At 72.1% G+C, this 25,763-nt stretch carries 21 protein-coding genes; 8 read left to right on the plus strand and 13 right to left on the minus strand.

Annotated elements, in window-relative coordinates:
• The first annotated feature begins 64 nt into the window (after positions 1-64).
• Positions 65-835, plus strand: a complete 771-nt coding sequence (locus AC0VY3_RS29060; RefSeq protein ID WP_475550946.1) for a D-Ala-D-Ala carboxypeptidase family metallohydrolase — start codon at positions 65-67, stop codon at positions 833-835.
• A 98-nt stretch (positions 836-933) separates the two neighbouring features.
• Here AC0VY3_RS29060 and AC0VY3_RS29065 read toward each other — a convergent pair whose 3' ends face one another.
• The 3 genes from AC0VY3_RS29065 to AC0VY3_RS29075 form a co-directional block, all read right to left on the minus strand.
• A complete protein-coding gene (locus AC0VY3_RS29065) occupies positions 934-1,944 on the minus strand; it encodes a YdcF family protein (RefSeq protein ID WP_103512083.1) in 1,011 nt (336 codons plus the stop codon).
• Between the two features lie 83 nt (positions 1,945-2,027).
• The gene (locus AC0VY3_RS29070) at positions 2,028-2,480 is read right to left on the minus strand and encodes a hypothetical protein (protein ID WP_103512082.1); all 453 of its coding nucleotides are present in this window, start codon (positions 2,478-2,480) and stop codon (positions 2,028-2,030) included.
• A gap of 178 nt (positions 2,481-2,658) precedes the next feature.
• Positions 2,659-3,102, minus strand: coding sequence for a PaaI family thioesterase (locus tag AC0VY3_RS29075; RefSeq protein ID WP_475550947.1), 444 nt, complete (start codon positions 3,100-3,102; stop codon positions 2,659-2,661).
• A 76-nt stretch (positions 3,103-3,178) separates the two neighbouring features.
• Between AC0VY3_RS29075 and AC0VY3_RS29080 the strand changes: the two genes are divergently transcribed.
• Positions 3,179-4,207, plus strand: a complete 1,029-nt coding sequence (locus AC0VY3_RS29080; protein WP_475550948.1) for a hypothetical protein — start codon at positions 3,179-3,181, stop codon at positions 4,205-4,207.
• 325 nt (positions 4,208-4,532) lie between these two features.
• On the opposite strand, the gene AC0VY3_RS29085 is transcribed toward AC0VY3_RS29080, so the two are convergent.
• The 4 genes from AC0VY3_RS29085 to AC0VY3_RS29100 all read right to left on the minus strand — a co-directional run bounded on the left by AC0VY3_RS29085 (position 4,533) and on the right by AC0VY3_RS29100 (position 9,007).
• Positions 4,533-5,048, minus strand: coding sequence for an SMI1/KNR4 family protein (locus AC0VY3_RS29085; protein WP_146065955.1), 516 nt, complete (start codon positions 5,046-5,048; stop codon positions 4,533-4,535).
• A 145-nt stretch (positions 5,049-5,193) separates the two neighbouring features.
• Positions 5,194-5,775, minus strand: a complete 582-nt coding sequence (locus tag AC0VY3_RS29090; RefSeq protein WP_103512079.1) for an SMI1/KNR4 family protein — start codon at positions 5,773-5,775, stop codon at positions 5,194-5,196.
• 180 nt (positions 5,776-5,955) lie between these two features.
• Positions 5,956-7,482: a DUF6056 family protein gene (locus AC0VY3_RS29095; protein ID WP_475550949.1), complete on the minus strand. Its 1,527-nt coding sequence runs from the start codon at positions 7,480-7,482 to the stop codon at positions 5,956-5,958.
• 7 nt (positions 7,483-7,489) lie between these two features.
• Positions 7,490-9,007, minus strand: coding sequence for a glycosyltransferase (locus tag AC0VY3_RS29100; RefSeq protein WP_475550950.1), 1,518 nt, complete (start codon positions 9,005-9,007; stop codon positions 7,490-7,492).
• Positions 9,008-9,413: 406 nt separating this feature from the next.
• Here AC0VY3_RS29100 and AC0VY3_RS29105 point away from each other — a divergent pair, with 406 nt between their 5' ends.
• Complete coding sequence (locus AC0VY3_RS29105; protein ID WP_475551746.1) at positions 9,414-11,456, plus strand: TPM domain-containing protein; 2,043 nt, start codon at positions 9,414-9,416, stop codon at positions 11,454-11,456.
• A 56-nt stretch (positions 11,457-11,512) separates the two neighbouring features.
• Positions 11,513-12,226 carry a PspA/IM30 family protein gene (locus tag AC0VY3_RS29110; RefSeq protein ID WP_103510095.1) on the plus strand — a complete coding sequence of 238 codons (714 nt, stop codon included), beginning with the start codon at positions 11,513-11,515 and terminating at the stop codon, positions 12,224-12,226.
• 20 nt (positions 12,227-12,246) lie between these two features.
• Here AC0VY3_RS29110 and AC0VY3_RS29115 read toward each other — a convergent pair whose 3' ends face one another.
• From AC0VY3_RS29115 to AC0VY3_RS29135, 5 genes are all read right to left on the minus strand, one after another.
• Entirely contained in the window at positions 12,247-14,805 is a 2,559-nt protein-coding gene (locus tag AC0VY3_RS29115; protein ID WP_475551747.1) for a SpoIIE family protein phosphatase, read from the minus strand.
• Between the two features lie 214 nt (positions 14,806-15,019).
• Positions 15,020-15,463, minus strand: coding sequence for an ATP-binding protein (locus tag AC0VY3_RS29120; protein ID WP_103510093.1), 444 nt, complete (start codon positions 15,461-15,463; stop codon positions 15,020-15,022).
• A 174-nt stretch (positions 15,464-15,637) separates the two neighbouring features.
• Positions 15,638-16,042, minus strand: a complete 405-nt coding sequence (locus AC0VY3_RS29125; protein ID WP_181010933.1) for an NUDIX hydrolase — start codon at positions 16,040-16,042, stop codon at positions 15,638-15,640.
• Between the two features lie 187 nt (positions 16,043-16,229).
• Positions 16,230-16,430: a hypothetical protein gene (locus tag AC0VY3_RS29130; protein WP_103510091.1), complete on the minus strand. Its 201-nt coding sequence runs from the start codon at positions 16,428-16,430 to the stop codon at positions 16,230-16,232.
• Between the two features lie 238 nt (positions 16,431-16,668).
• The gene (locus AC0VY3_RS29135) at positions 16,669-17,421 is read right to left on the minus strand and encodes a GntR family transcriptional regulator (RefSeq protein WP_103510090.1); all 753 of its coding nucleotides are present in this window, start codon (positions 17,419-17,421) and stop codon (positions 16,669-16,671) included.
• A 284-nt stretch (positions 17,422-17,705) separates the two neighbouring features.
• Between AC0VY3_RS29135 and AC0VY3_RS29140 the strand changes: the two genes are divergently transcribed.
• The gene (locus AC0VY3_RS29140; protein WP_475550951.1) at positions 17,706-19,121 is read left to right on the plus strand and encodes a glycoside hydrolase family 18 protein; all 1,416 of its coding nucleotides are present in this window, start codon (positions 17,706-17,708) and stop codon (positions 19,119-19,121) included.
• Between the two features lie 119 nt (positions 19,122-19,240).
• Here the strand turns inward: AC0VY3_RS29140 and AC0VY3_RS29145 are convergent, their stop codons facing one another.
• Positions 19,241-20,836, minus strand: a complete 1,596-nt coding sequence (locus tag AC0VY3_RS29145) for a S8 family peptidase (protein WP_103510088.1) — start codon at positions 20,834-20,836, stop codon at positions 19,241-19,243.
• Positions 20,837-21,076: 240 nt separating this feature from the next.
• On the opposite strand from AC0VY3_RS29145, the gene AC0VY3_RS29150 reads away from it, so the two are divergent.
• From AC0VY3_RS29150 to AC0VY3_RS29160, 3 genes are all read left to right on the plus strand, one after another.
• Positions 21,077-22,183, plus strand: coding sequence for a threonine synthase (locus AC0VY3_RS29150; protein WP_475550952.1), 1,107 nt, complete (start codon positions 21,077-21,079; stop codon positions 22,181-22,183).
• 237 nt (positions 22,184-22,420) lie between these two features.
• Positions 22,421-25,159, plus strand: coding sequence for a glycosyl hydrolase family 65 domain-containing protein (locus tag AC0VY3_RS29155; RefSeq protein ID WP_475550953.1), 2,739 nt, complete (start codon positions 22,421-22,423; stop codon positions 25,157-25,159).
• 73 nt (positions 25,160-25,232) lie between these two features.
• A complete protein-coding gene (locus tag AC0VY3_RS29160; protein ID WP_475550954.1) occupies positions 25,233-25,481 on the plus strand; it encodes an SCO4226 family nickel-binding protein in 249 nt (82 codons plus the stop codon).
• The last annotated feature ends 282 nt before the right edge of the window (positions 25,482-25,763 follow it).

The following is a 25,763-nucleotide window of genomic DNA, read 5'->3' on the forward strand; positions in this document are numbered from 1 at the left end:
CCGCTTGCGCGGCCGAGGCTCTGAATCCCCAAGGGACAGCCTGACGACTATGAGGTGCAAGCCCATGCGATCACGCCCCATCGGATTCCTCCTCGCGACCCTCGCGGGCGCGGCACTCGCGCTCGGCGGCACCACCGCCGCCACCGCAACCGCCGCCACCGAATCCGCGCCCTCCGGCAACGTCGGTACAGCCGACGCCTGTTACACCTGGGGCGGCACGCTCCGGGAGGGTTCCAGCGGTGAAGCGGTACGGCAGCTCCAGATCCGGGTCGCCGGTTATCCGGGCACCGGAAACCAGATCGCCATCGACGGAGTGTTCGGCCCGGCCACCAAGGCGGCCGTGACGCGCTTCCAGGCCGCGTACGGTCTGGCCGCCGACGGCATCGCGGGCACCCAGACGTTCAACAAGATCTACCAGCTCCAGGACAACGACTGCACCCCGGCCAACTTCACCTACGCCGAGCTGAACCGCTGCAACTCCGACTGGTCCGGCGGCAGGGTCAGCGCCGCCACCGCGCGCGCCAACGCCCTGGTGACCATGTGGAAGCTCCAGGCCATGCGGCACGCGATGGGTGACCGGCCGATCACGGTCAACGGCGGCTTCCGCAGCGTGTCCTGCAACAGCGCGGTCGGCGGCGCCGCCAACAGCCGGCACATGTACGGGCACGCGGCCGACCTCGGCGCCGGACCCCAGGGCTTCTGCGCCCTCGCCCAGGCCGCGCGCAACCACGGCTTCACCGAGATCCTCGGCCCGGGCTACCCGGGCCACAACGACCACACCCACGTCGCCGGAGGCGGCGGCCGCTTCTGGTCCGCGCCCAGCTGCGGCATCTGACGTCACACAGCGCTCCCCTCACGCCCGGGGGCCTCCGGTCAGCGGACCGGAGGCCCCCGTACTCGTACCCGTACCTCCTGCCGGGGCCGGGACCGGGGCTACCAGCCCATCCCCACCACCGCGGCCAGCGCCGCCAGCAGGACGCACAGAGCGCCGTTGACGATCCGGTGCTCCCAGAACACCGCGACGAACTCCCGGATCGTCGCGCTCGGCCAGAAGTACGCGGCGGTGGGCGAGCCGATCACCTGGCCGCGCACGCCCTCCTTGCGGGCGGTCATCGCGGCGCGGAACGCGTGGAAGTTGTTGGTCACCACGACGCAGACGTACCCCTCGTCGGCCCCCTCCATCAGGCGCCGGCTGAAGCGCAGGTTCTCCGTCGTCGTACGGGAACGGTTCTCCTCCAGGACGAGGTCCGGGTCCGCGCCCTCGGCCACCAGCCAGCGGCCCATCGCCTCGGCCTCCGGCAGCTTCTCGTCCGGGCCCTGACCGCCGGAGACCAGCAGGACCGGGGCCGGTCCGCCCCGGGCCGCCTGCTGCTCCTGGACACGGAGTCCGGAGCGCAGGCGGGAGGCGAGCAGCGGGGGCACCCGTTCGCCGCCGATGAGGCCCGATCCGAGCATCACCACGAAGTCCACGTCGCCGCGCACCCGGATGCGGCCGTACAGGAAGGCGTAGGCGAGGAAGCAGAGGAAGAGGAAGGCGACATAGCCGGTGATCAGCACGACGGCCAGGATGAAGGAACGGTACGCGTGCGAGCCGCCGAGGTAGTCGGCGGTGACCACGAGCGCCAGGACGGCGAAGATGCCGATCCCGGCCAGGCCCGAGAGGAGGTTGGCGGGGCGGCGGCCCTCCTTGCGGACCATGGTGAGGCCGTTGACCACGAGGAAGCCGCCGAGGACCACGACCGCGAGCACGGGCACGAGGAAGACCAGCGCGTACACCGGCACGGCCAGGTTGTCCGGCAGCCGGTCCACCTGTGTCAGCAGGGCGAACGACAGGCTCAGCACGGTCAGGCCGAGCAGCACCGCGTTGCGGAACTGGCGGCGGTCCTGCCGTACGCCCCAGCAGAACCAGAGCAGGAACACGGCCGTCGGAACGAATGCGAGCATCGAGAACCTCGGGTGCGTCGGCCACGCGATGCGCGGCACGGTGGGGAACGGGAGCCTGCGGGAGCCGGAAGGGCGACCATGCCCTACTGCGCGGACCGGCGGTTCTCCTCGACCCAGTCCTTGTCCGTCTGCCAGGCGTACAGCGTGTGGTCCTCCAGCGATACGTAATAGGAGCCGCAGCGGCCCTGTGCGCGGTCCGCCGTGCCGGAAGGGAACCAGGAGGCGCTGATCTCGGGATCCGCGGCCTTCTTGCCGTCGAGCGGCTCGCACGACGCGGGCAGCCCGTCGCCGGAGAGCGTGGCCTTCAGCAGGCGCTCGCCTCCGGTCGTCCGCATGGCGTACTCGACCGACGAGGCGTCGTCCGGCAGCCAGCGGGGAACGGACTCGCGGTCAGCCTTCGCGTCCTTGCCCGTGGCGTAGGAGGACGTCTGCTCGTGGCGTCCGTCGTACCACTCCTTGGCCTCGGGCACGGCCACCGCACCCGCCACGCCGAGGACCGCCACCGCGGCCACCACGCCTATCAGAACGCCACGCATGTTCTCTCCTGTTCAGAGCCGAGGAAGATTCCTTTCCTCCATGTTCCTGCGCGTATCGAAAGGAAATGTCAGACTTCCAGACATATACGGGTACGCCTCTGGTCGCACATCCCGGAGTGCGCCCCGGAGGGCACCCCTGAGCCGGTACTCCATGCCTCCCGGCCGCCGGCCGACCGCCTCAGCCGCCGGCCGGCCACCGGCCCGCCGCGACGGCGATCGTCCCCTGGGCCACCGCGCAGAGCGTTTCCGCCCCTTCCGCGTCCACCATCAGCAGGTCGCAGCGGCAGACGACCCGGGTCCGGCCCGGACGGACCACCTGGGCCCGTGCGCGCAGCACGTCGCCCCGTGCCGGCCGCAGATAGTCGATGGTGAAACCGGCCGTCAGGACGGACGGGCCGACGGCCGCGCCCGCCGCGAAGGTGAGGGCGTTGTCGGCCGCGTAGCTGAGGACGCCGCCGTGCACGAACCCGTTCTGCTGGCGCAGCTCGTCGCGTACGTCCAGCTCCAGGACGGCCGCTCCGTCGCCGAAGGCGGTGAGCCGGGCCCCCAGCAGAACGCTGAAGGGCTGGGCGTCCAACACCTTCTGTCCGAGAACGAGTTGCGAGGCCTTCTCCGCCTCCATGCGCCACCTCATCTCTCCGGAGTCGTCGGTGTCCGCGGCGTCATCGCTGTCACCGGTGTCACCTAGTGTGTGCCGGATGGAGAACACGATCCCCCGGGGCAGTTGGCTCGAATCCGACGGCTTCCGCGCGCTGGTGAAAGAGGTCGACCCGCTCCGCCTGGGGTCATGGAGCCTGTCGGAGTTCGAGCAGGCCACCTCCGCGCTGGGCTGGGAGCTTCGGGAGCCCAAGGAGATCGCGGGCCAGGTCTGGCGCAGATTCGCTCCCCGGAAGGGGCCCTGGGGCGGATACGGCACCGTGATCTCCGACGCCTCGACGCCCGAGCAGGTGCGCAAGCTGAACGTACGCGTCGTCGACCTGCCCTCCGAGGACGTGTTCGCCGCCGCGGGTCTTGTCCGGGCCGCCTGGTGGGTCATGGAGGAGGAGCTCGGCCCGCCCACGATGTGGGGAGGCGACTTCGGCCCGTGGATGCTGTGGCGACGCCCCGGCGCCGGTCTCCTCGTGCACTCGCACGACGAGGGCGAGGTGAGCCTCGAACTCCTGCCGCCCGAAACGGGCGCCGATTCCGCCGGACGCGGCTTCTCCCGCGGCCGCTGGCGCGCCGCCGAGCCCGCCGGTCTGCCGCCCGCCCCGGCCTCCGCCGCCACCGGGGGTGCGCCCTCCACCACCTGGGAGGAAGTGGAGAAGCGCCTGTCCGAAACCTTTCGGTCGCTCACCTACGACACCCCGTTCTTCCCCGGCAGGTTCATCCTGCACCTCGGAGCCGCCGACGACGCCCAGCGCTTCGTCCAGTGCTGGAGCCATGATCTGACCCTCGTCGTCGAAGCCACCGGATATCTGCACCACCCCGGCCCGGCCGACCCCGCCCGGCTCACCCGGAGCGGCTGGGAGTTCTCCCGCCCGGTCTGGCAACGCCGCTTCCCCGACGCCATGGACGATCGCGAGCACGCCGCGACGGCCGCCCGCATGCTCGTCGAGGAACTGCGGCAGCTGGGCGTCGGCTTGGCCGACCTCTCCTACGACGGCACCATGAGCGGTCGCGGGCACGGCTTCCACCTCGATCTGCCGGACCTGGGGCTCCCGCGCGTCCACCGCCCCCCCGTCTGAACTCCCGCGCGTGGGGTGCTCGTTGCCGAACTCCTCGACAGCGTCGCCCCCGCTGTCACGGTCTCGACCGACGGCGGCAGTCGCGGACCGGATCCCCACCGGCCCGCCGTACGCACGTACTCCCCACCCCCTCCGGCGGGGGCGCGGGCGCCCCGAGCGCGTGCCCGCACGTGGATCTCCGCGCACGCTCCCGAGGTCGCGTACAAGATGATCTACGGGTACTGGCGCGGTCCGCCCCGCGGTACGAACGCGAGGAGGGAGACGCTCCAGCCTGCTCGCACCGCGGGGCGGGGACGGGAGGAAGCGGGCGCAGGGGCCGCGGGCGCTACGGGAGAAGCGACACCCTCGGTTCGCCGGAACCCGCGTCGGCGAGGAAGCCGAGCACGTCGGCGAACTCCCTGAAGAAGAAGCTGTCCCCCTCGCCGGTCAGCCAGAACCGCTCCTCGGCTCCCGCAAGGTCGATCATGAAGACGCCCTGACTGCCGTCCTCGTTGACCGCAACGGGGAACAGGGGCGTCCCGGGGACCACCCCCACGTCCTCGGGTTCGCTGTCCACGGTCGCCTCCCGCAATGCCTCGCCGGTCTCCCCCATGCCGCCGGACTCCCAGTCCCGACAGCCGAGCAGAAGAAGCGAGAAGCCCTCCAAGCCGTCCGTGAGCGACAGGAACGCGCGGTATCCCGCCTCGAAAGACTGTCCCGAGCGGCGCTCCAACGCGACCAGCGCCCCGGGTTCGGCGGGCGGACGGATCACCGGGATGGGGCTCGCGCCCACGGGCGAGTCCGCGAAGTACTCCCTGACCAGGTCGGCCACGACCTGGCCGACCACTTCCTGCATGCCCACGGATCACTCCCATGGCCGGGCTATCTGGCAGACAGCGTACGCACCCCGGCCCACCGCCCCCGGCCGACCGTGCCGGTCACACGCTCCGTGGTGCAGGCCGCCGGGTCCTTGGAGGCACCGGCGTACAGGTTGGTTGACGCGGCTCTCAGTCGTCCCAGGGGTAGACACCCTCGTTCGCGAGGCGCTCCTCCACCCTGTCGTGCAGGAAGCGCGCGTGCGGGACACCCACGAGAGACGTGTCGCTGATCGGGCATCGGACGAATTCCCCCCGCAGCAACCTGACGAGGAATGCGACCATTCCGCAGCTGTACGCGGTCCAGGCCGCGTCACCTCGCGCCCACACGGCGAGGGGCCAGGCATCGGGATCGGGCCCGCCGGTGATCCAGCCGAGCACGTCGGAGCTGTCCGTCTCCCCCCACACCAGGATCCGATCAAGCCCGCAAGCCTCTACGCGGGGCTCGGTCCACCTCTGGTAGCCCGGGTCGGACTTCATCGGGCCGGACAGGGGGGCGACCCGTCTGACCATCGGGTCGGAGGTCACGACCGGGATCAAGGTGGCGATGCGCCCTTCGATGGTTCCGTGGCCGAAGAGACGCACGAACTCCTTGTAGTCCGAGGGGAACTCCGTCCCGTAGGCGGATTCAACCGTCGCCCAGTCCACCACATCTCCGGCACCTCCCTCAAAGGGGACGATCAGGCTCGACAGTTTCGTCATTCCCTCTGTCATTTCACATACCTTCCGGAACCACGCTGCCGAGGTTCCGAAAACGACCGCTATTCACGTCGTACATGATGTTCTGAACTTCATCGTCGAACCGAGTCCCCGGGGCACCTCCGGCGGTGACGCCTCGCGCCTGCGTGCAGAAGGCGTTTCCTCCGATGCCCATGTGATCATCGGTCCCGCTTTTCAGAGGTTGCGTCCTGCGGCCCCGTCCGTGACCCGGTCGAGGCCGTAGAGGTCGGCGACGCAGCCGCCCGGCCAGTACCGGCTGCCGCCCTGGCTGAACGGCTCCAGCATCTGACTGATCACCAGGCGCTCGTACGGCAGGACCCGTTCGCCGTTCGCCGCGCCCTCGCGCAGCCGACGGTCCTGGGCGTCCCACTTCTCGGCGCGGGCCCGCATCGCGGTCTCCAGGTCGGTCAGGGCGATGGCCGGGCCGACGCAGACCAGGACGCAGAGCGCGGCGCACACCGCCTTCGCCGGGGCGGTGCGGCGGGTGTGCCGGCGGACGGCCAGGCCCAGCAGCGTGCCCGCGCCGACGAGGAGGATCACGTACAGCAGGAGGTAGTCGTTCCACAGCCGGTTGGCGCTCGCGTCGCTCAGCCGGTCGCCGAACACGGGGTAGGCGATGACCGTGCAGAGGTAGCCGGAGACGAGCAGCACCAGCACCCCGGCGGTGGTCAGCAGCGACCGGTGCGCGGGCGGGCGGGGTGTGGTCCCGTCCGCCCGGCGGCACAGCAGCCCCAGCAGTACGCCCGCCGCGACCGCGCCGATGTACTGCCAGGTGGTGACCACGGTGACGGTGATCTCGGCGAACGCGCGCAGCGAGGCGGCCAGGGAGTCGGAGGCGAGCAGGGACGTGGTCTCCGCGCCGAACCGCTCCCTGCGGCGCATGGAGCCGGGTGAGGTGATGAGGACGACGGCCCCGGCAGCCGTCCCGGCGATGCCCGCCACGCACCACCGGCGGACGAACCCCCGGTCGGGCGCCGGCACGACCCGGCCGGACAGGAGGAGCACGGCCGACAGCACCGTCACCACGACGATCGCCGTCTCCTCGGAGAGCGTGGCGAGGAAGGCGGCCGCGAGCACCGCGACGACGAGCGCCAGGATCCGGCCCCGGCGGGAGCGGGCGAGCAGGAGCGGGATCAGGGCGGCGCAGGCCAGGACGGGCGGCAGCGTGTGCGAGACGGACGCGGCGGGCCAGTAGAACGTCTTGTACGTGTTCGGCGTGGCGAACAGGAAGAGCGCCGTGGTCATCGCCGCGAGGAGCAGCGGCAGCCCGCGCGGGGTGCGCAGGCCCGCCCTGCGCAGCGCCAGTACCGCCACCGTCCAGAGGACCGCGAGCACCAGGACCCCGCTGACCAGGGGAAACCACTGGTGACCCGCGATCTGGAACTTCGCGTACGCGCCGACCAGGAGCGCGTTGGCGACCCGCCCGTTGTCGTCGAAGTAGAACTTCCCGACGAGGCCGGTGACGCCGTCGTCCCGTACGACGGGCAGGAAGCACCAGTCGTCCGCGCCGGGCCTCACCCACCGGCCGAACCAGGAGGCCGCGGCGAGCAGGGCGAGGGGCGGGAGCGCGAGGGCGCTCACCCAGAGGGCGGTCCAGGGGCGGTCCGCGCGCTGCCGCCGTGCACGTACCGCCGCCGTCGCGTCCTCGCCCCGCAGGTTCTCCGGGGCGGCGTCGGCGGTTACGGGAGCGTCGTCGGACATCGCGGCCTCACCGGTCCTGACGCGAGCGGGTGGGCAGTGGTGCGGGCTCCGGGCGGACGGGCGGCGGTTCGGCGGGGACCTCCATGGCCTCCGGCACGGAAGCCGGCCTGGCCTGGCCCGAGGTGATCGCCCACCGGGCCAGCAGGAAGGAGACGGGCGTGACGAGGACGCCGGCCGCCAGCGCGGCGAGGTTCTTGTCCATCCCGAGCCCGCTGACCGCGCCGTAGAGCAGCGCACCGGACGCCACCAGGTTGACCAGGCTGGAGAGCGGATAGCGGACGAACGCGTGCCAGGTCGGCCGGGTCCGGCAGGTGACGTAGGAGTTGAGCAGGAACGAGCACACGATGCTGACCGCGTAGCCGATGACATGGGCGGTCAGGTAGGGGATCCAGCGGTTGAGGGAGGCGTAGACGCCGAGGTAGACGGCGGTGTTCACGCAGCCGATGAGGACGAAACTGCCGAACTGGCGGACGGTACGGGACCGGCTGGGCGCGCTCACGGCGGTGGCGGAGGTCAGGGCGGTGGCGGTGGCCGTGCGTTCGGCCGGGCCGCCGGTGAGCCGCGGACGCGACGGCGGGCCGCCCGGAAGCGCCCGGCAGGACGCGTCGGTCTCCCGCACCACGTACGGCGGGCGGTGCTTCGCCTCGTGGTAGATGCGGCCGACGTACTCACCGATGACGCCGAGCGTCACCAGCTGGATGCCGCTGAGGGCGACGACGGCGGTGAGGAGGGTGGCGTAACCGGGGGTGTCCACGCCGTGCAGAACCACCCGCGCGATCGTCCACAGGGCGTAGACCAGGGCCGAGACGAAGACCCAGAAGCCGGTGTAGATCGCGAGGCGGAGCGGCCGGTTGTTGAAGGAGAGCAGTCCGTCGATGCCGTAGTTGAGCAGCCGTCTGCTGCCCCATTTCGAGCGGCCGGCCACCCGCTCGCTGTTGCGGTAGCGGAAGGTGACCGTGTCGAAGCCGATCCAGGAGAAGATTCCCTTGGAGAAGCGGTTGCTCTCCGGCAGCGACAGCACGCTCTCCACCGCCCGCCGCGACAGCAGCCGGAAGTCCCCCGAACCGTCGATGAGCTCCACGTCCATGCAGCGGCGGACCAGAGCGTAATAGGTGTGGCTGAGGGTGCTGCGGAGCATGCCCTCGCCCGTGCGGTCGCGGCGCGGGATGACCTGGTCGTAGCCGTGCCGGTGCAGTTCCAGCATGCGGGGGATCAGCTCGGGCGGGTGCTGGAGGTCGGCGTCCATGATCACCACGGCCGCCCCGCACGACATCCGGAGTCCGGCGAGCATGGCGGCCTCCTTGCCGAAGTTGCGGCTGAAGGCGGTGTAGTGGACACGCGGGTCGCGGGCGGCGAGGGCGTTCAGCAGCACCCGGGTGCGGTCCCGGCTGCCGTCGTCCACGTAACAGATCTCGAAGCTGTCGCCGAGGGGTTCCAGGACGCCGACCAGCACGGCGTGGAAGGCCTCGATCACCTCGGCCTCGTCGAAGCACGGCACGACGACCGACAGCTGAAGGCCAGTCACACGCCACCTCCGGACTTCGGGCCTCTCATGGACGCTTCCGAGGAGACCGGGCCTCTCGTGGGACGGGACCTCCCGTGGGAACGGGCCTGACCGGCGCGGCGCCGCCGGCCTCCGGCGCCGGGCCCGGAACGCGCCACGTCGCCCCATCTGACGACGGGCGGCGGCCACCGCCTCTCCGCACACGCGCGGGGCGGCTTCTTTCGCGCGCCCTTTCATGCGAACAGCCGACGCCGACCGGCAGAACGTCGGGTCGCGGGGCCCAAAAAGCACACATAGCCTCGCAAAGGTGACATCTCCACGATTGCCGCGGCCCCGGAGCGCCGGGCCCGTCCGAGCCCGGCTCACCGGTCCGCCCGCCGGTCTACTCACCGGCCTACTCGCCGCGCTGTCCGCCGTGTGCTGGCTGGTGCTGCCCGCCGCCGCGCCCGCCCGCGCCGACGACCCGGTCGAGCTGTCGCGGGACGGGCAGATCACCGACCGGGTGGGCGCGCTGGGCGACCGGACGGAGCAGGTGGAGGACGCCCTCGACCGGTTGTACGAGGACGAGCGCATCCAGCTCTTCGTGGTGTACGTACGCGATTTCTCCGGCCGGTCCGGACAGACCTGGAGCGACGAGACCGCCGACCGCAACGGTCTGGGCCAGGACGATGTGCTGCTCTCCGTCGCCACCCACGACCGGCAGTACGCCTACACCGTCGACGAGAGCTCCCCGCTCACCGACGCCCAGCTGCGGGACGTGGCGAGTACCGCGATCGAACCCGCGCTGCGGGAGAACGACTGGGCGGGGGCCGCGATCGGCGCGGCGGACGGCTACGCCTCCGTACGGGCCGGGCGCCCCGTGACCGCACCCGCGATCACCCCGGGACCGGCCGACCCCGGAACGGGTGACTCCGGCTCCACCGGCGCCCGCGACTTCATCCTGCCGGTGGCCGTCGTCGGCGGCGCGGGCGCGGTCGCCGCCTACGCGTACGCCCGGCGCAAGCGGCGCAGCACGACCCGCACCACGCCGGCGGCCACCGGCTGGGGCCGGGGCGCGGGGGCGGGCGGTGCGCCGGAGCCGCCGACGCCGCTGCCGGAGCTGGACGCGCAGGCGAAGCAGGTGCTGGTGGACACCGATGACGCGGTACGCACCAGCGAGGAGGAACTCGGCTTCGCGACCGCCCAGTTCGGCGAGGAGGCGGCGAAGCCCTTCACCGAGGCGGTGGCGCGGGCGAAGGACGAGCTGACGCGGTCGTTCCGGCTGCGCCAGCAGCTCGACGACGCCTTCCCCGAGGACGACGCGACCCGCCGCCGGATGCTGGAGGAGATCCTCACGCGCTGCGCGGCGGCGAACGAGGGTCTGGACACCGTCTCCGAGGACTTCGACCGGCTGCGCGCCCTGGAACGTACCGCGCCCGAGGCGCTGGCCACCGTGGACGCCACGCACCGCGAGCTCGCCGGACGGGTCGCCTCGGCCGAGTCGGGCGTCGCCGGGCTGCGCGAGCGGTACGGGGAGGGCGCGGCCACGCCCGTCGCGGGCGACGTCGAGCAGGCGCGGGACCGGCTCGTCTTCGCCGCCTCGGCCGTGGAACAGGCCCGTGCGGCGGTCGACGGCGGCGAGAACTCCCGGGCCGCGGTGTACATCCGGGCCGCCGAGGGCGCGGTGGGCCAGGCGGGCACGCTGCTGGACTCGGTGGACCGGCGGGCTGCGGAGCTGGACGAGGCCGCGCGCCGGCTGCCCGCCGCCCTCACCGAGACGGAGACCGACCTCGCGGACGCGGGCGGGCTGCTCGGAGGGACCGCCGAGGGTGCGTCGACCGCCGATCTGCGCGGCCGGATCGCCCGCGCCGAGGCGGTGCTCGCCGATGTCCGGGGCGCGACGGCGGCGGGACCGTACGACCCGATCGACGCGCTGCGCCGGGTGGAGGAGGCGGACGCCGCCCTGGACGAGGCGCTGGCTGGGGCCCGGGACCAGGAGCGCGGCGCGGCGAAGGCCCGCACCCTCCTCGACCAGGCGATGCTCACCGCCCGGTCCGCGATCGGGGCGGCGGCCGACTACATCACGACCAACCGGGGTGCGGTCGGCAGCCAGGCCCGCACCCGGCTCGCGGAGGCGCAGCGGCGGTGGGAGCGGGCCCGGGAGCTGTCGGGCACGGACGCGCAGGGCGCGCTGGCTGAGGCGCAGCAGGCGGACGCGCTGGCCCGGCAGGCGCTGAGCCTGGCGGAGCAGGACGTCCGGGGCTTCGGCGGCATGCAGGGCCCCGGCGGTATGCGGGGCGGGGGCGGCGGCATGGGCGGGGCGGTGCTCGGCGGCATCATCCTCGGCGGGCTGTTCGGGGGCGGTGGCCGGGGCGGGAACATGGGCGGCGGGTTCGGCGGAGGCGGCCGGTCCGGCGGCTTCGGCGGCGGCCCCGGCAGTTTCGGCGGAGGCGGCACCCGGGGGCGCCGGGGCGGTGGCGGCCGCTTCTGAACGACCGGCAGAGCAGGACCACGGCGGAACCGTCCCGACTTCCAAGGAGTGATCCCATGACCAAGCAGACCATCCTCGGCCGCGTCACCCAGCTCGCGAAGGCCAACGTCAACGCCCTCCTGGACCAGGCAGAGGACCCGCAGAAGATGCTGGACCAGTTGATCCGGGACTACACGAACAACATCGCGGAGGCCGAGCAGGCCGTCGCGTCGACCATCGGCAACCTCCGGCTGATGGAGCAGGACCACAAGGAGGACGTCGAGGCGGCGGCCGAGTGGGGCGGGAAGGCGCTGGCGGCCAGCCGGAAGGCGGACGAGCTGCGCGGGGCCGGGTCGGTGGCGGATGCCGACACGTTCGACAACCTGGCCAAGGTGGCGCTGGGCCGTCAGCTCCAGTCGGAGCAGGAGGCGAGGACGGCCGAGCCGACGATCGCCTCGCAGTCCGAGGTGGTGGACAAGCTGAAGACGGGCCTCGACCAGATGAAGGCCAAGCTCTCCGAGCTGAAGGCCAAGCGCGACGAACTGGTGGCGCGCGCCAAGTCCGCCCAGGCGCAGAACCGGATGATGGACGCGGTGAAGAACATCGACGTCCTCGACCCGACGAGCGAGCTGAGCCGCTTCGAGGACAAGGTACGGCGCGAGGAGGCGAAGGCGCTGGGCAAACAGGAGCTGGCCGCCTCCTCCTTGGACGCCCAGTTCGAGCAGCTGGACAGCCTGGGCGCCAGCGCGGAGGTCGAGGCCCGGCTGGCGGCCCTGAAGACGGGCGCGTAACGGCTCTCCTGCCACCGGGTTCAGTACATGCTCAGGAGCTGCTCCACGGAGAGTTCGGCGGCCGGGGCGCCGTCCGGCAGGGCCAGTTCGAACCAGACGGTCTTGCCGCGCGGGGTGCGGCGCGAGCCCCAGGCGGCGCTGAGCAGGCCGACCAGCTGGAGGCCGCGGCCGCCCTCGTCGGTGTCGCGGGCGCGGCGGCGGCGCGGCTGGACGAGTCCGGCGTCCCACACCTCGCAGACCAGGGTGCGGTCGCGCAGCAGCCGGAGCCGGATCTCGCCCTCGCCGTAGCGCAGGGCGTTGGTGACCAGTTCGCTGACGAGGAGTTCGGTGGTGTCGACCAGGTCGTCGAGGTCCCAGGCGAGCAGCTGGGTGCGGGCCAGCTCACGGGCGCGGCCCACCGAACGGGGTTCGCGCGGCAGCGTCCAGTCGCCCACCGCCTCCGTGGGCAGCCCTTGGATACGGGCCATCAGCAGGGCGATGTCGTCCTCGCCGTGCTGGGTGTCCAGGGTGCTCAGGACGTGGTCGCAGGCGTCCTCCAGCTCCATCTGCGGACCGGTGAGCACCTCCCGCAGCGCCTCCAGGCCCTCGTCCAGCGGCTGGTCCCGGGACTCGACCAGGCCGTCGGTGTAGAGGGTGAGCAGGGCGTTCTCGGCCAGCTCGACCTCGACCTCCTCGAACGGCTCGCCGCCGACGCCCAGCGGCATGCCCGGGGGGACGTCGATGAGCCGGGCGGGCCGGCCGGGCTCGACGACGGCCGGGGGCATGTGCCCGGCGTTGGCGAACGTACAGCGCCGGGTGACCGGGTCGTAGACCGCGTACACGCAGGTCGCGAGATACACCTCGGAGAGGTCGGCCTCGCGGGACTTCTGCGCGGCGCGCGAGGGCCACTGCGCTCCGCCGAGCCCTTCGCTGCGCTCGCCGCCGCCCGGGGAGCCGAGGCCGCGGGCGACCTCGTCGAGGGCGGAGAGCACTTCGGCCGGCTCCAGGTCGAGGAGGGCCAGGGTCCTCACGGCGGTGCGCAGTTCGCCCATGGCGACGGCGGCGCGCAGGCCGCGGCCCATGACGTCGCCGACGACGAGGGCGGTGCGGTGGCCGGGCAGCTCGATCACGTCGAACCAGTCGCCGCCGACCTCGGTGGCGGTGTTGCCCGGCAGATAGCGGCAGGCGATGTCGAGCCCGGCGGCCTCGGGGTCGCCGGGGGGCAGCAGGCTGCGCTGGAGGATCAGGGCGCGTTCGTGCTCGCGGCGGTAGAGGCGGGCGTTGTCGATACAGACGGCGGCGCGGGCGGCCAGTTCGGTGGCGAGGGCCCGGTCGCGCTCGCCGAAGGGCTCGCTGCCCTTCGTACGGGAGAACTGGACGAGGCCGACGACGGTGTCGTGCGCGACCATCGGGACGGCGAGCGTCGACTGCACGAAGCCCATCTCGTCGCCGGGGACGTCCTCGACCCGGCCGGAGCGGAGCGCCATGGCGCAGGGCGAGCCGAACGGGAAGCGGTGGACGGAGCCGAGCGCGGGCGGCAGGTCGTCCGGGCCGGGGGGCCCGCTGCCCGCCACGGCGGTGGGCAGGGCGTCGGCGACCGCGCTGGCGTGGGCGACCCGGCGCAGCTCCGCCGAGCCTCCGGCGGACTCGCGGTGCGCGGGCGCCCAACTGCCGGGCGCGGCCTCCTCGCCGGTGAGCAGCCCCTGGTAGAGGTCGACGGTGGCGAGGTCGCAGAAGCCGGGGACGGCCACGTCGAGGAGTTCGCGGGCGGTGGTCTCCAGGTCCAGCGAATTGCCGATGCGGGCGCTGGCCTCGTTGAGGAGGGCGAGGTTGCGGCGGGCGCTGGCGGCCTCGCGGGCGGCGATGTGCCGGCGGGTGACGTCGGTGGCGAGGCCGGCGACGCCGACGGGGCGGCCGGCTCCGCTGTGCACCCGGTAGAGGTTCATGGACCAGTGGCGGCGGTCGGTGGTGCCGGGGGCGGTGCCGACGAGCTGGAGGTCGGTGACGGACTCCCCGGTCTCCAGGACCCGCTTCAGGGTGGCGGACAGCCGGTCGGCCTCGGCGCGCGGCAGATAGTCATCCACCGTGCGGCCCCGGTGGTCCTCGGCCGCGCCGCCGAAGACCGTGGCGAAGCGCTGGTTGGCCCGGACGACGGCGAAGTCCGTGCCGAACAGCACGAAACCGAAAGGAGATTGGCCGAATATGGCCTGTGACGCGGCAAGGTCCGTCTCGATGCGCCGCAGCGCCCGGACGTCCACGACGATGCAGAGCGCGGCCCGCTCGCCACGACCCGTCAGACTCGGCATCACATAGACCTCGGCGACGCCGTGCGCCCCGCCCTCGCCCGGCATCCGGAACGGGACGAGACCCGTCCACTCCTTGCCGTCGAGGATCTCGCCGACCCGCCGATGACCGTCCGAGCGCAGCTCGGAGGGCATGAAGGCTTCCACCGGGTCACGGCCGACCGCCTCGGTCGAGGTCATGCCGAACAGACCGGCGGCCCGGCTGCTCCACTGCTCGATCAGGCCGTCGGGGCCGATCGAGAAGGAGGCGACTCTGATGTAGTCGTAGATCGAGCCGGGCGGGCTGCTCTGCCACACGACATCGCCGGCCGTCCCGACGACATCGCCCGTTGTCCCAGGTATTTCGCTCACGCGACCGTCCCCTCCAGCTCACACACCGGACCGGTCCTGCCCGCAGTATTCAGCACTACGGGCCCGACCGACACGGCGTTCACGATCACAGCAAGGTCTCAGTCCCTTTCAGCCAGGTTCTGCCCGACCTCTGGTGATCGCTGTGCGTCCCTCCACTCTCCTAACCAGGGAGAGCCAGCTCGAACCACACGGTCTTGCCGCTCTTTCCCCGACGCGTCCCCCAGCGACGTGCGGAACAGGCCACCAGCTGGAGTCCCCGGCCCCCTTCGTCGTCGGGTCCCGCACTGCGTTCGGTGGGTGGATCCGGAAGCGGATCGGAGACTTCCACCCGCAGTCCGGGGGCGGCGGGAGGGCGGTCGGCGAGCAGGAGGTCCCCGTCGGGGTTCGAGCGGACCAACCGTACGCCGATGGGCCCGGAGGCGTACCGCAGGGAATTGGTCACGAGTTCGCTGACGAGCAGCACCGCGAGATCACCGACCGCCGCGTCGAGACCCCACGAGCCCAGAGCACCCCGGACGGCGTGCCGGGCGCTGCGCACGGAGCCTGGTTCGGCCGGGAAGGACCACTCGGCGCAGTCGCCTTCGGTCTCGATCACGCCGATCACTTCCCAGGGACGACCACGGGCGCACCCACATGAGCAAATGGGGACTAAAAATCCCATACCCACCATTTGTTACTTACTACCGCACAACGTGGTGTTTGGTGCATATGAGTGCAGACGGGCACAGAAGATCACAGACGGGTCGGGACCGGGGACACCAAAGGCGCGCCCAGGTGATCAGGTCAGCGCGCCCGCCGCCTTGAGGTCGTCGAAGAGCAGCTGGTCCACGGGCGGCACCAGGGCCCGGTCGGCGAAGGAGAACCAGGCCATCTCCTCGATCTCGCTGCTCGCGGCGAGCGTGCCGCGGTAGTCGCCGTAGTAGCAGCTCATCCGTACGACGGCGGCGTCGGGCCGGCCGTCCACGGGGGCCTCGTACGTACCGGCGTGGACGACGGTCTCCTGGATCAGGCCGACCGTCAGCTCCTCCTCGATCTCCCGCAGGAGGGTCTGCAGATCGGTCTCCGCACCCTCGCGCTTGCCGCCCGGGATGTAGAAGACGTCCTTGCCCCGGGGCCGTGCGCAGAGGATCCTGCCGCCCTCGATCCGCACCCACGCCACCGTGTCGATCAGCACCGCCATCACTCCGCCCCGCTCGCCGCGCCTCCGGCGGCTTCCGCACCCCCGGTCGGGCGGGACCCTACCGCCCGAGGCGGCGGACGCGCACAAGCGCGACGAGGGCGCACGCGGGCGCACAGGCACTCCAGGAGACTCGCGGGGCTCCGGGAGGCGCGTTCCCGCCTCCCGGGGCCCCACGGGGCCGTCCGTCGCCTCAGGGCCTGTTGCCCTGGCCCACGCGCTCCACCCGATAGACCTGGTGGCGGTGGCGGTCGTCGAGGCCGTCGGCGACCTTCTGCGCCTCTGCCTGCGTGGCGTACCTGCCCACGCGATAGCGGTTGCCGCCGTCGTCCTGCCGTATCACCTGCCAAGGGAGCACGGCGCCGCTGTCGCTCATCGTGTCGCTCCCCCGCATATCGCCCCTCTTCCCACCGGCGTGCACGTCTCTAAGGATCCCCAGGAAACCGCAGTACGCATATGCCCGAGCGTACGCCTGACCTTCACTCAGTGCAGGCGGCTTTACACAAAGAGATACACATCCGGCCATCACGAAAGGGGCGCATCCGACGAATGCGCCCCCTCATGACCCATCAGCACACCCATCAGCCCCGGCAGACACTCTTCACCGGGGCCCGACGGGCCGTCACCTCACCTCACCGCACCGGCAGGTGATAGGCGACCCGGTACCGGTCGGCCGGCACCACCACGTCGGCCGTCTCCACGGCCCGGCCCGAGGCGTAGTACGTACGCCCGATGACGATGACCACATGGCCGGGCACACCGCCGAGCGCCAGGAGCTCCTCCGCCAGCCCCGGGCGCGCGCCGACCTCCTCGGCGACGTTGTCCACGACGACATCGATCGCGGCCATCCGGTCGACCACCCCGCAGCCGCCCAACGGACCCTCCTCCGGCAGCATCACGGGCGTACGGCCGGTGACGGCGAGCGGTTCCCAGGAGGTGGAGAGCATGATCGGCTCACCCGCCTCCCGGAAGACGTAATGCGTGCGCATCACCCGCTCGCCCGGCTCGATGCCCAGCCGCTCGGCGATCTCGGGGCTCGCCCCCTCCTGTTCACTGCGGGACTCCCAGGTCCCGCGCGCGCCCTCGGCCGTCTGCTCCTGCCGGAACGGACTGGCCCCCTTGTCCGGCCGGTAGCCGGAGCGGGCGATCATGCGGGGGACGGGACGCTCGCGCACATAGGTGCCGGAGCCGGAACGCCCTTCGACCAGCCCCTCCGCCATCAGGACCTTCCGCGCCTCCAGGGCGACGGTGTCCGAGACCCCGTACTCCTCCCGGATGCGGGCCTGCGACGGCAGGCGGGTATGGGGCGGCAGCGCGCCGTTGACGATCTTCTCCCTGAGATCGCTCGCCACGCGCAGATAGGCGGGCTGCTCACCGAAAGTCACAGGCCACTCCCAACAGGTTGACAGTCTGCGACAGCCTGACAACCGTGGGTTGTGCACCGCAAGCATGGGCCAGAGTTTCACCCAATGTGATGATCTTGTGGCGGTCCAGGCATACCTCGGGCCCGGATACCAGATTCTTCCCGGCCGTTCTCCGGCAACTCCCTTACTCTTGACCATTTTTGGTCCAGACCAATACCTTCCTGTGCACAGCACGGCTCCCGCTTTTCCGTCCGCTTTCTCTCCGTACCGGACCACGCACCGGATCACGCACAGGAACGAGCCTCATGCGCCGAAGAAGCCTGTCCCGAATGACCATCGCCGCCGTCTCGCTGGCCCTGCTGGCGGGCGTCGCGCCCGCGGCCACGGCCAGCGCCGGCCACGACCGGAGCAAGGGCGGCGACCGCGACAAGGGCCACCACCGGCCCGCGTACAAGAGCATCGGCTACTTCACCCAATGGGGCGTCTACGGACGCGACTTCCAGGTCAAGGACCTGGACACCAGCGGGGCCGCGGCCAAGCTGACCCACATCAACTACGCCTTCGGCAACGTCAGCGCCGAGGGCAAGTGCTTCACCGGCAACATCCCCGGCCAGGCCGACGCCTGGGCCGACTACGCCCGTCCGTTCGACGCGGCGGGATCGGTGGACGGCGTCGCCGACACCGACACCCAGCCGCTCGCGGGCAGCTTCAACCAGCTGCGCGAGCTGAAGGCCAAGCACCCCGGCCTCAAGGTCATGATCTCGCTCGGCGGCTGGAGCTGGTCCACCCACTTCTCCGACGCGGTCCGCACGGCGGCCTCCCGCAAGGCGCTCGTCGCCTCCTGCGTCGACCTGTACATCAAGGGCAACCTCCCGGTGGACGGGGCGCGCGGCGGCGAAGGCGCGGCGGCCGGCCTCTTCGACGGCATCGACGTCGACTGGGAGTGGCCGGGCTCGGCGGCGAACGAGGGCACCGTCTTCCGCCCGGAGGACAAGAAGAACTTCACCGCGCTGATCCGCGAGTTCCGCACCCAGCTCGACGCCCACGCGAAGAGCGAGGCGAAGGCCGAGGAGAAGGCGGGGAAGAGCAAGGGCAAGGGCCACGGGCACGGCAAGCCGAAGCCCAAGCACTACGACCTGTCGGCGTACGTACCGGCCAACCCGGCCGCGATCGACGCGGGCTTCGATGTGAAGCGCCTCATGAAGGACTTCGACTTCGTCAACATCCAGGGCTACGACTACCACGTCTCCGGCGAGAAGAAGACGGCCCAGCAGTCGGCCCTGTACGCGAAGAACGACTTCAGCGTCGACCGGACCGTGCGCGACTGGGTCCGCCGCGGCGCGCCCCGGCACAAGCTCGTGGTGGGCATGCCGACCTACGGTCAGGGCTGGACCGGAGTGAGCGGCGGTGGCAGGGGGATGGGCCAGCCGGCCACGGCCCCGGCTCCGGCCACCTGGGCGGCGGGCTACGAGGACTACAAGGTCCTCAAGCAACTGGCCGCTTCGGGGACGTACAAGGTGCACCGTGATGTGAAGAACGGCCACGCATGGCTGTTCGACGGCACCACGCTGTGGACGTACGACGACCCGCAGGTCCTGCGCACCAAGGCCGCGTACGTCCGGGACAAGGGTCTCGGCGGGGCGATGTTCTGGTCGCTGGACGGGGACACGGAGGACGGCGAGCTGATCACCGCGGTCGACCGCGGGCTCAACCGCCGCTGACCCGACGGCCCGACGGCCCGACGGACAGGGCCGGGGCGGCCGCATGACGCGACCGCCCCGGCCTGTGCGTGCTGCCCGGAACCTTTGACTCAGCCGTTCGGAGGTTCAGCGGCGCAGGCTCAGAAGTGCAGGCCCCAGCTGTTGATCCGGCCGGTGTCGTACGTCCAGTTGTCGCTGACCCGGAGCTTCCAGGTGCCGTTGGCGGCGACGGAGGAGGCGTTGACGGTGTACGTGGTGACCACGTCGTCGCCGCTGCCGCCGGAGCCGTACGCCTTCAGGTTGAAGACGGTGCCGTTCGGTGCGACCAGGTCGATCTTCAGGTCACCGATGTAGGTGTGCGAGATGTTGACCGGCACCTTCAGCGCGGAAGGCGCGTTGCCGGTGATCCCGGTGACCGTGACGGGCGACTCGACGGTCGCGTTGTCGTTGATCGGGTACCCGGTGGTGTTCTCGAACTTCTTGGGGTCCGGGTCCGGCGGGTTGGTGGTGCCCGTGTTCACGTTCAGGAGACGGTTGGGCGAACCGCTGCCCGGGTTGCCGACGACCCCGGTGGTGGCCGCCGCGACGAGACCGGCGGAGACCTGCGCGGGCGTCGAGGACGGGTTCTCGGCGAGGTAGAGGGCGGCGCCGCCGGCCACGTGCGGGCTGGCCATCGACGTGCCGGAGATGGTGTTCGTGGCGCTGTCGCTGGTGTTCCACGTCGAGGTGATCGAGGAACCGGGCGCGAAGATGTCCACGACGGAGCCGTAGTTGGAGAAGCTGGAGCGGGCGTCGGTGTTGGTCGTCGAGCCCACGGTGATGGCCTCGGGGACGCGCGCCGGGGACTTCGTGGAGGCGTTGGTCGACTCGTTGCCCGCAGCGACGGCGTAGGTGACGCCGGAGGCGATGGACCGCTGCACGGCGGCGTCGAGCACGGAGTCCGCGCCACCGCCGAGGCTCATGTTGGCGACGGCGGGCTTGACGGCGTTGGCCGTCACCCAGTCGATGCCGGCGACGACCTGCGCGGTGGTGCCGGAGCCGCTGTTGTTCAGCACGCGGACGCCGACGATCTTCGCCTTCTTGGCGACGCCGTGGGCCGTGCCCGCGACGGTGCCGGCGACGTGCGTGCCGTGGCCGTGGCCGTCCTGCGCGACGTTGTCGTTGTCGATGGCGTCGTAGCCGTTGAAGGCCCGGCCGCCGAAGTCGCTGTGGCTGATCCGTACACCGGTGTCGATGACGTAGGCGGTGACGCCCTCGCCCGCCTTGTCCGGGTAGGTGTAGCGCTGGTCCAGCGGAAGGTTCTTCTGGTCGATGCGGTCCAGACCCCAGGAGGGCGGGTTGGTCTGGGTGGCGTCGACCGTGAAGGTGCGGTTCTGCGAGACGGAGGCGACGGCCGGGTCGGCGGCGAACTTCTTCGCCTCGGCGGCGGAGGCCTCGACCGCGTAGCCGTTGAGGGCCGAGCGGTAGGTGCGCTCGATGCTCGCGCCGTACTTCTTCGCGAGGGCCTTGCCCTGGGCGGAGTCGGACTTCGCGGCCGAGTCCTTCAGGGTCACGATGTAGCTGTTGCTGATGACGCCCGGAGCGCCCGCGTTCTCGATCACGCCTTCGGGTGCCCGCTCGGCCGCGTTCGCCGGAAGGGCGGAGGCGGTGGCGAGCGCGACGGCGGCTGCGGTGGCTATGACGGTCGCCGTGGCGAGTCTTCGACGGGCCTGGGGGGTGTGACGCGTCACTGACATGTGAGGGGTCCTCCTCATAGGCGGTGCTCTGGTGGGGGGTGGTGCCGGAGTCGCAGGACGACTCCCGACAGGGGCATGACAAATCAGCCATCGGAACGCCCCGGTTTCTGCGTCCTCCGGCGACCGGCATGCCCTGCTGCCAGCGAAAGATTGACCGATCCATGGCGAACTCACAAGGGTGCGTTGGGGCATCCCATACGCACGCCATTCATCTGCCATACGCCTGACATGCTGGCGGACATGACGAGCTATCACTGCCCGGTGGACGGGACCCGGTCCGAGACCACCGCCCTGACCTGGTGCTGCCCGGTCTGCCGGGGCCCCTGGGACCTCGACTTCACCCCCGTGCGGGGCGTCGCACCGAACGCGCTTTCCGTGCGGGCCAATTCATTGTGGCGTTACGAGGAATTCCTGCCGCTCGCCGCCCCGACGATCTCCCTGGGCGAGGGCCGCACCCCGCTCGTCGCGCTCACGGACACCGTCTCGGCCAAGCTCGACTACCTGATGCCGACGCTGTCCTTCAAGGACCGCGGTGCGGTGCTGCTGGTGGAGCTGGCCCGGCGGCTGGGCCCGGACCGGGTGGTGGCGGACAGCACCGGCAACGCGGGCACGTCCGTCGCCGCGTACTGCGCGCGGGCCGGGCTCGCGTGCACGGTGTACGTCCCCGAGGGCACATCGGCCAAGAAGACCGAGCAGATCCGGGCCCACGGCGCGCACCTGGTGACCGTCCCCGGCGGCCGGGAGGCGACCGCGCTGGCCGCCCGCGCGGCGGCGGACGGACCGGGGGTCTTCTACGCCTCGCACGTCTTCAACCCGTACTTCCTGCACGGCACGAAGACGTACGTGTACGAGCTCTGGGAGGACCTCGGCGGCCGGCTGCCGGACGCCCTGGCCGTCCCGGTCGGCAACGGCACCCTGCTGCTGGGCGCGGCCCTGGCCACCGCCGAACTGCACGCGCTGGGCCTGATCGAGACCCGCCCCCGCCTGATCGCCGTCCAGGCCGAGGCGGTCTCCCCGCTGGCCGCCGCCTTCCACGCGGGCCTGGACGACCTGCCCCCGGCGGACCGGGCCACGCCGCCCTCCCCCACGCTCGCGGAAGGCATCGCGATCCCGCGCCCACCGCGCGCCCGGCAGATCCTGGCAGCGGTACGGGCCTCGGGCGGCACGTTCCTGACGGTGCCGGAGGACCACATCCGCGAGGCCCAGCAGGACCTGGCGTCCCGCGGCTTCTACGTCGAGACGACGGGCGTGGCGTGCTGGGCGGCGGTACGGGACGGGGGCGGCGACGGGGGCAGCGTGGTGGTGCCGTTGTGCGGGGCGGGGTTGAAGACGGGGATGGCGGGGTGAGGCGGGCGGGGGCTGCACGGAATCCGGAGCGGGCTCCGCCCCGCGTTCCGGACCAGGGCCGCACCCCGCCCTCAACGGCCGCAGGCCCCGGCACTCCGCCCCCGGCGGACGCCGAGCCCGCTCCTCCCGCCCGTCCTGCTCCATCCGGCCGTCCGGCGGACGCCCGGTGCGGGGTGGGTGGGCGAGGTGTGCGCGGCGTGACGGCCGGCCGGGCCGCCTCGTCCCTACCTTCGTACCGTGAGCCTCTCGCGTATCTCCGTCCTCGCACCCCTGGTCGCGGCCGCCCTGATCGCACCGCCGCCGCCCGCCGCCGGCGCGGACGGGTCCCCCGGCCCCGTACCGCTGCCGGGCCCGGCCCACCCGTCCGCCTCCCCCGCACCGGGCCCGACCGCGTCCCCGCACCCGTCTCCGGCCGCTTCCCCGGCCCCGGCCGTGCCCGCCTGCGGCCGGACGGACGGACAGGGCGCGCCCGGGACCTCCTGGTCCCCGACGTCCACCCGCTTCGGCGAGGCCGGCGGCTACGACCCGTACGTCGGCAACGGCTATCTCGGCCACCGCGTCCCCGCCACCGGCGCCGGATACGCGGCCACCGGCGAGAAGACCGGCTGGCCGCTCTACACACCGCGCTACGACGGCGCGTTCGTCTCCGGGCTCTACGCACGGGACGAGGCCGTCACCGAGGGCCGCGAGGTGATCGCCGCGCTGCCGAGCTGGACCGGCATCGACGTGGCCGTCGGCAAGGAGACCCTCGGCACGGACACCCCGGCCGGCCGGATCTCGCACTACCGCCAGACGGTCTTCCTCTCCTGCGGCCTCGTCCGCACCTCGCTGCGCTGGACGACCGCGGACGGCCGGGCGACCGACATCTCCTACGACGTCCTGGCCGACCGCTCCGACGTCCACACCGGAGCCGTACGCCTGCGGATGACCCCGCGCTGGAGCGGCACCGCGACCGTCACCGGCCGGCTCGACGGCCGGGGCGCGCGCCGGATCACGCTGCGCGAGGACGGCACGTTCCGCACGCTCGGCACCGGGATCGAGGGGGCCGTGGCGCAGGCGATGCGGCGCGGCTCGGGCGTGGTCGAGACGCTGCGGCCGGACGCCCATACGTCCCCGAGGCAGACCCCGGTCCGCGCGGGCCGGACGTACACCTTCGAGAAGTACGTCGGCGTCGACACCGCCCTGACCTCCCGCGCCCCGGCCGAGGACGCCCGCGAGGCGGCGCACCGGGCGGCACGGCGCGGCTGGGACCGGGTCTTCGCGGCGAACGAGGCAGCCTGGCGCGAGGCCTGGTCCGCCGACGTGCTGGTGCCCGGCGACCGCGAACTCCAGGGCCGGCTGCGCTCCGCCCAGTACGGACTGCTGGCGAGCACCCGGCGCGGCTCCTCCGACAGCATCGCCCCGGCCGGTCTGACCAGCGACAACTACGCGGGCCTGGTGTTCTGGGACGCCGAGACGTGGATGTTCCCGGGGCTGCTCGCCACCCGCCCGGAGCTGGCGCGCTCGGTCGTCGAGTACCGCTACCGCACCCGGGACGCGGCCCGCGCGAACGCCGAGAAGCTGGGCCACGACGGCCTGTTCTACCCCTGGACGAGCGCGAGCCGGGGCCGGCTGGACTCCGAGTGCCACAGCGTGGACCCGCCGCACTGCCTGACCCAGAATCACCTCCAGGGCGATGCGTCGCTGGCCGTCTGGCAGTACTACCTCGCCACCGGCGACCGCGACTGGCTGGCGGCACGCGGCTGGCCGCTCCTGCGCGGCATCGCCGACTTCTGGCAGTCGCGCGCCACGGCGAACGCGGACGGCAGCTACTCGATCAGGAACGTGGCCGGCCCCGACGAGTACAGCAACGGCGTCGACGACGGCGTCTTCACCAACGCGGGCGCCGCCACGGCCCTGCGCAACGCGACCCGCGCGGCCCGCCTCCTCGGCCAGAGCACGCCCGCCGGCTGGAACCGGGTCGCGGACCGTCTCCGTATCCCGTACGACGCGGAGAAGAAGGTCTTCCTCCAGTACGCGGGCTACAACGGCTCCACGATCAAGCAGGCGGACACGGTGCTGCTGACGTACCCGCTGGAGTGGCCGATGGAGCCGGGCGCCGCGGCGGCCACCCTGGACTACTACGCGGCGCGCACCGACCCGGACGGCCCGGCGATGACGGACTCGGTGCACGCGATCGACGCGGCGGAGACCGGTGAGCCGGGCTGCTCGACGTACACGTACCTCCAGCGTGCGGTACGGCCCTTTGTGCGGGGCCCGTACGACCTGTTCTCCGAGGCACGCGGCGAGAAGTCGGGGGCGGAGGACCCGCTGTCCGGCTTCCCGGCCGAGGACTTCCTGACCGGGAAGGGCGGCTTCCTCCAGGTGTTCACGCACGGACTGACGGGCCTGCGCCTCCGGGAGGACGGCGTCCGCCTGGCCCCGACGCTGCCGCCGCAACTGCACGAGGGCGTCACGCTGAAGGGCCTGCGGTACCGGGACGCGGTGTACGAGGTCGGGGTCGGCCCCCGGACGACGACGGTCCGCCTGATCTCGGGTGCCCCGTTCACGGTCCACACGACGGAGGGACCGCGCCGGCTGTCCTCGTCCCTCACGCTTCCCACCCGCCGCCCCGACCTGACCCCGACGGCCGACGCGGCGCGCTGCCGCCCGGTGACGGCGACCTCCGATACCCCGGGCCTGTACGCGGAGGCGGCGGTGGACGGGGCCCCGGCGACGTCCTGGTCCCCGGACGGCGCGACGGGATCCCTGACGGTGGACCTGGGCGCCCGGCCCCTCCGGCTCACCTCGGTGACCCCGGTCTGGAGCGACGTACCGCCCGCCTCCCACACGTTGGAGACCTCCGTCGACGGCCGCTTCTGGCGCCCGTACCTGGCGGGCGACACGGCCCGCAAGGTACGGGTGACGGTCCGCTCGGAGGACCCGGAGAAGCCGGCGGGGGTGGCGGAGCTGCGGGTGGAGGCGGGCGGGCGATAGGACGCGCCCGAACCCCGCATCGGGTGGAGCATGGAAGGAGGGCGACAACCGAACATCTGGAGGTGTACGAGTCATGGGCATGTACATGGATGTCCACCGAGGCATGAAGGGCATCACGTCCGCGCAGTTGAAGGAAGCCCATGAGGCCGACGCGGCGATCGAGAAGGAGGAGGGCGTCCACTTCGAGCGCGCCTGGGCCGACCCGCAATCCGGCACGGTCTACTGCCTGTCCACGGGCCCCTCGGCGGAAGCGGTCCAGCGCATCCACGAACGCGCGGGCCACGCGGCGGACGAGATCCACGCGGTGCCGCTGGCGGTGTGACCGGGCACGCGGTGCCGCTGAAGGTGCGACGAGGTGCGCGGTGCCACCGGCAGCGTAAACAGGCACGCGATGCCGCTGAAGGCGCGACGAAGTGCGCGGTGCCACCGGCAGCGTAAACAGGCACGCGATGCCGCTGGAGATGCGACGAAGCGCGCGGTGCCGTCGGCGGCGTGAACAGGCACGCGGTGCCGCTGAAGGTGCGACGAGGTGCGCGGTGCCACCGGCAGCGTTAACAGGCACGCGGTGCCCGTCGGACCGTGTGACCGGGTCGGCGCCGGAGCG

This window comes from Streptomyces sp. iso_384 (assembly GCF_056172905.1).

Bases quoted from the DNA above. Each gene is read 5' to 3' on its own strand.
- AC0VY3_RS29060 (WP_475550946.1), top strand. From the start codon at position 65: ATGCGATCACGCCCCATCGGATTCCTCCTCGCGACCCTCGCGGGCGCG.
- AC0VY3_RS29065 (WP_103512083.1), bottom strand. From the start codon at position 1,944: ATGCTCGCATTCGTTCCGACGGCCGTGTTCCTGCTCTGGTTCTGCTGG.
- AC0VY3_RS29070 (WP_103512082.1), bottom strand. From the start codon at position 2,480: ATGCGTGGCGTTCTGATAGGCGTGGTGGCCGCGGTGGCGGTCCTCGGC.
- AC0VY3_RS29075 (WP_475550947.1), bottom strand. From the start codon at position 3,102: ATGGAGGCGGAGAAGGCCTCGCAACTCGTTCTCGGACAGAAGGTGTTG.
- AC0VY3_RS29080 (WP_475550948.1), top strand. From the start codon at position 3,179: ATGGAGAACACGATCCCCCGGGGCAGTTGGCTCGAATCCGACGGCTTC.
- AC0VY3_RS29090 (WP_103512079.1), bottom strand. From the start codon at position 5,775: ATGACAGAGGGAATGACGAAACTGTCGAGCCTGATCGTCCCCTTTGAG.
- AC0VY3_RS29095 (WP_475550949.1), bottom strand. From the start codon at position 7,482: ATGTCCGACGACGCTCCCGTAACCGCCGACGCCGCCCCGGAGAACCTG.
- AC0VY3_RS29110 (WP_103510095.1), top strand. From the start codon at position 11,513: ATGACCAAGCAGACCATCCTCGGCCGCGTCACCCAGCTCGCGAAGGCC.
- AC0VY3_RS29130 (WP_103510091.1), bottom strand. From the start codon at position 16,430: ATGCGGGGGAGCGACACGATGAGCGACAGCGGCGCCGTGCTCCCTTGG.
- AC0VY3_RS29140 (WP_475550951.1), top strand. From the start codon at position 17,706: ATGCGCCGAAGAAGCCTGTCCCGAATGACCATCGCCGCCGTCTCGCTG.
- AC0VY3_RS29145 (WP_103510088.1), bottom strand. From the start codon at position 20,836: ATGTCAGTGACGCGTCACACCCCCCAGGCCCGTCGAAGACTCGCCACG.
- AC0VY3_RS29150 (WP_475550952.1), top strand. From the start codon at position 21,077: ATGACGAGCTATCACTGCCCGGTGGACGGGACCCGGTCCGAGACCACC.
- AC0VY3_RS29160 (WP_475550954.1), top strand. From the start codon at position 25,233: ATGGGCATGTACATGGATGTCCACCGAGGCATGAAGGGCATCACGTCC.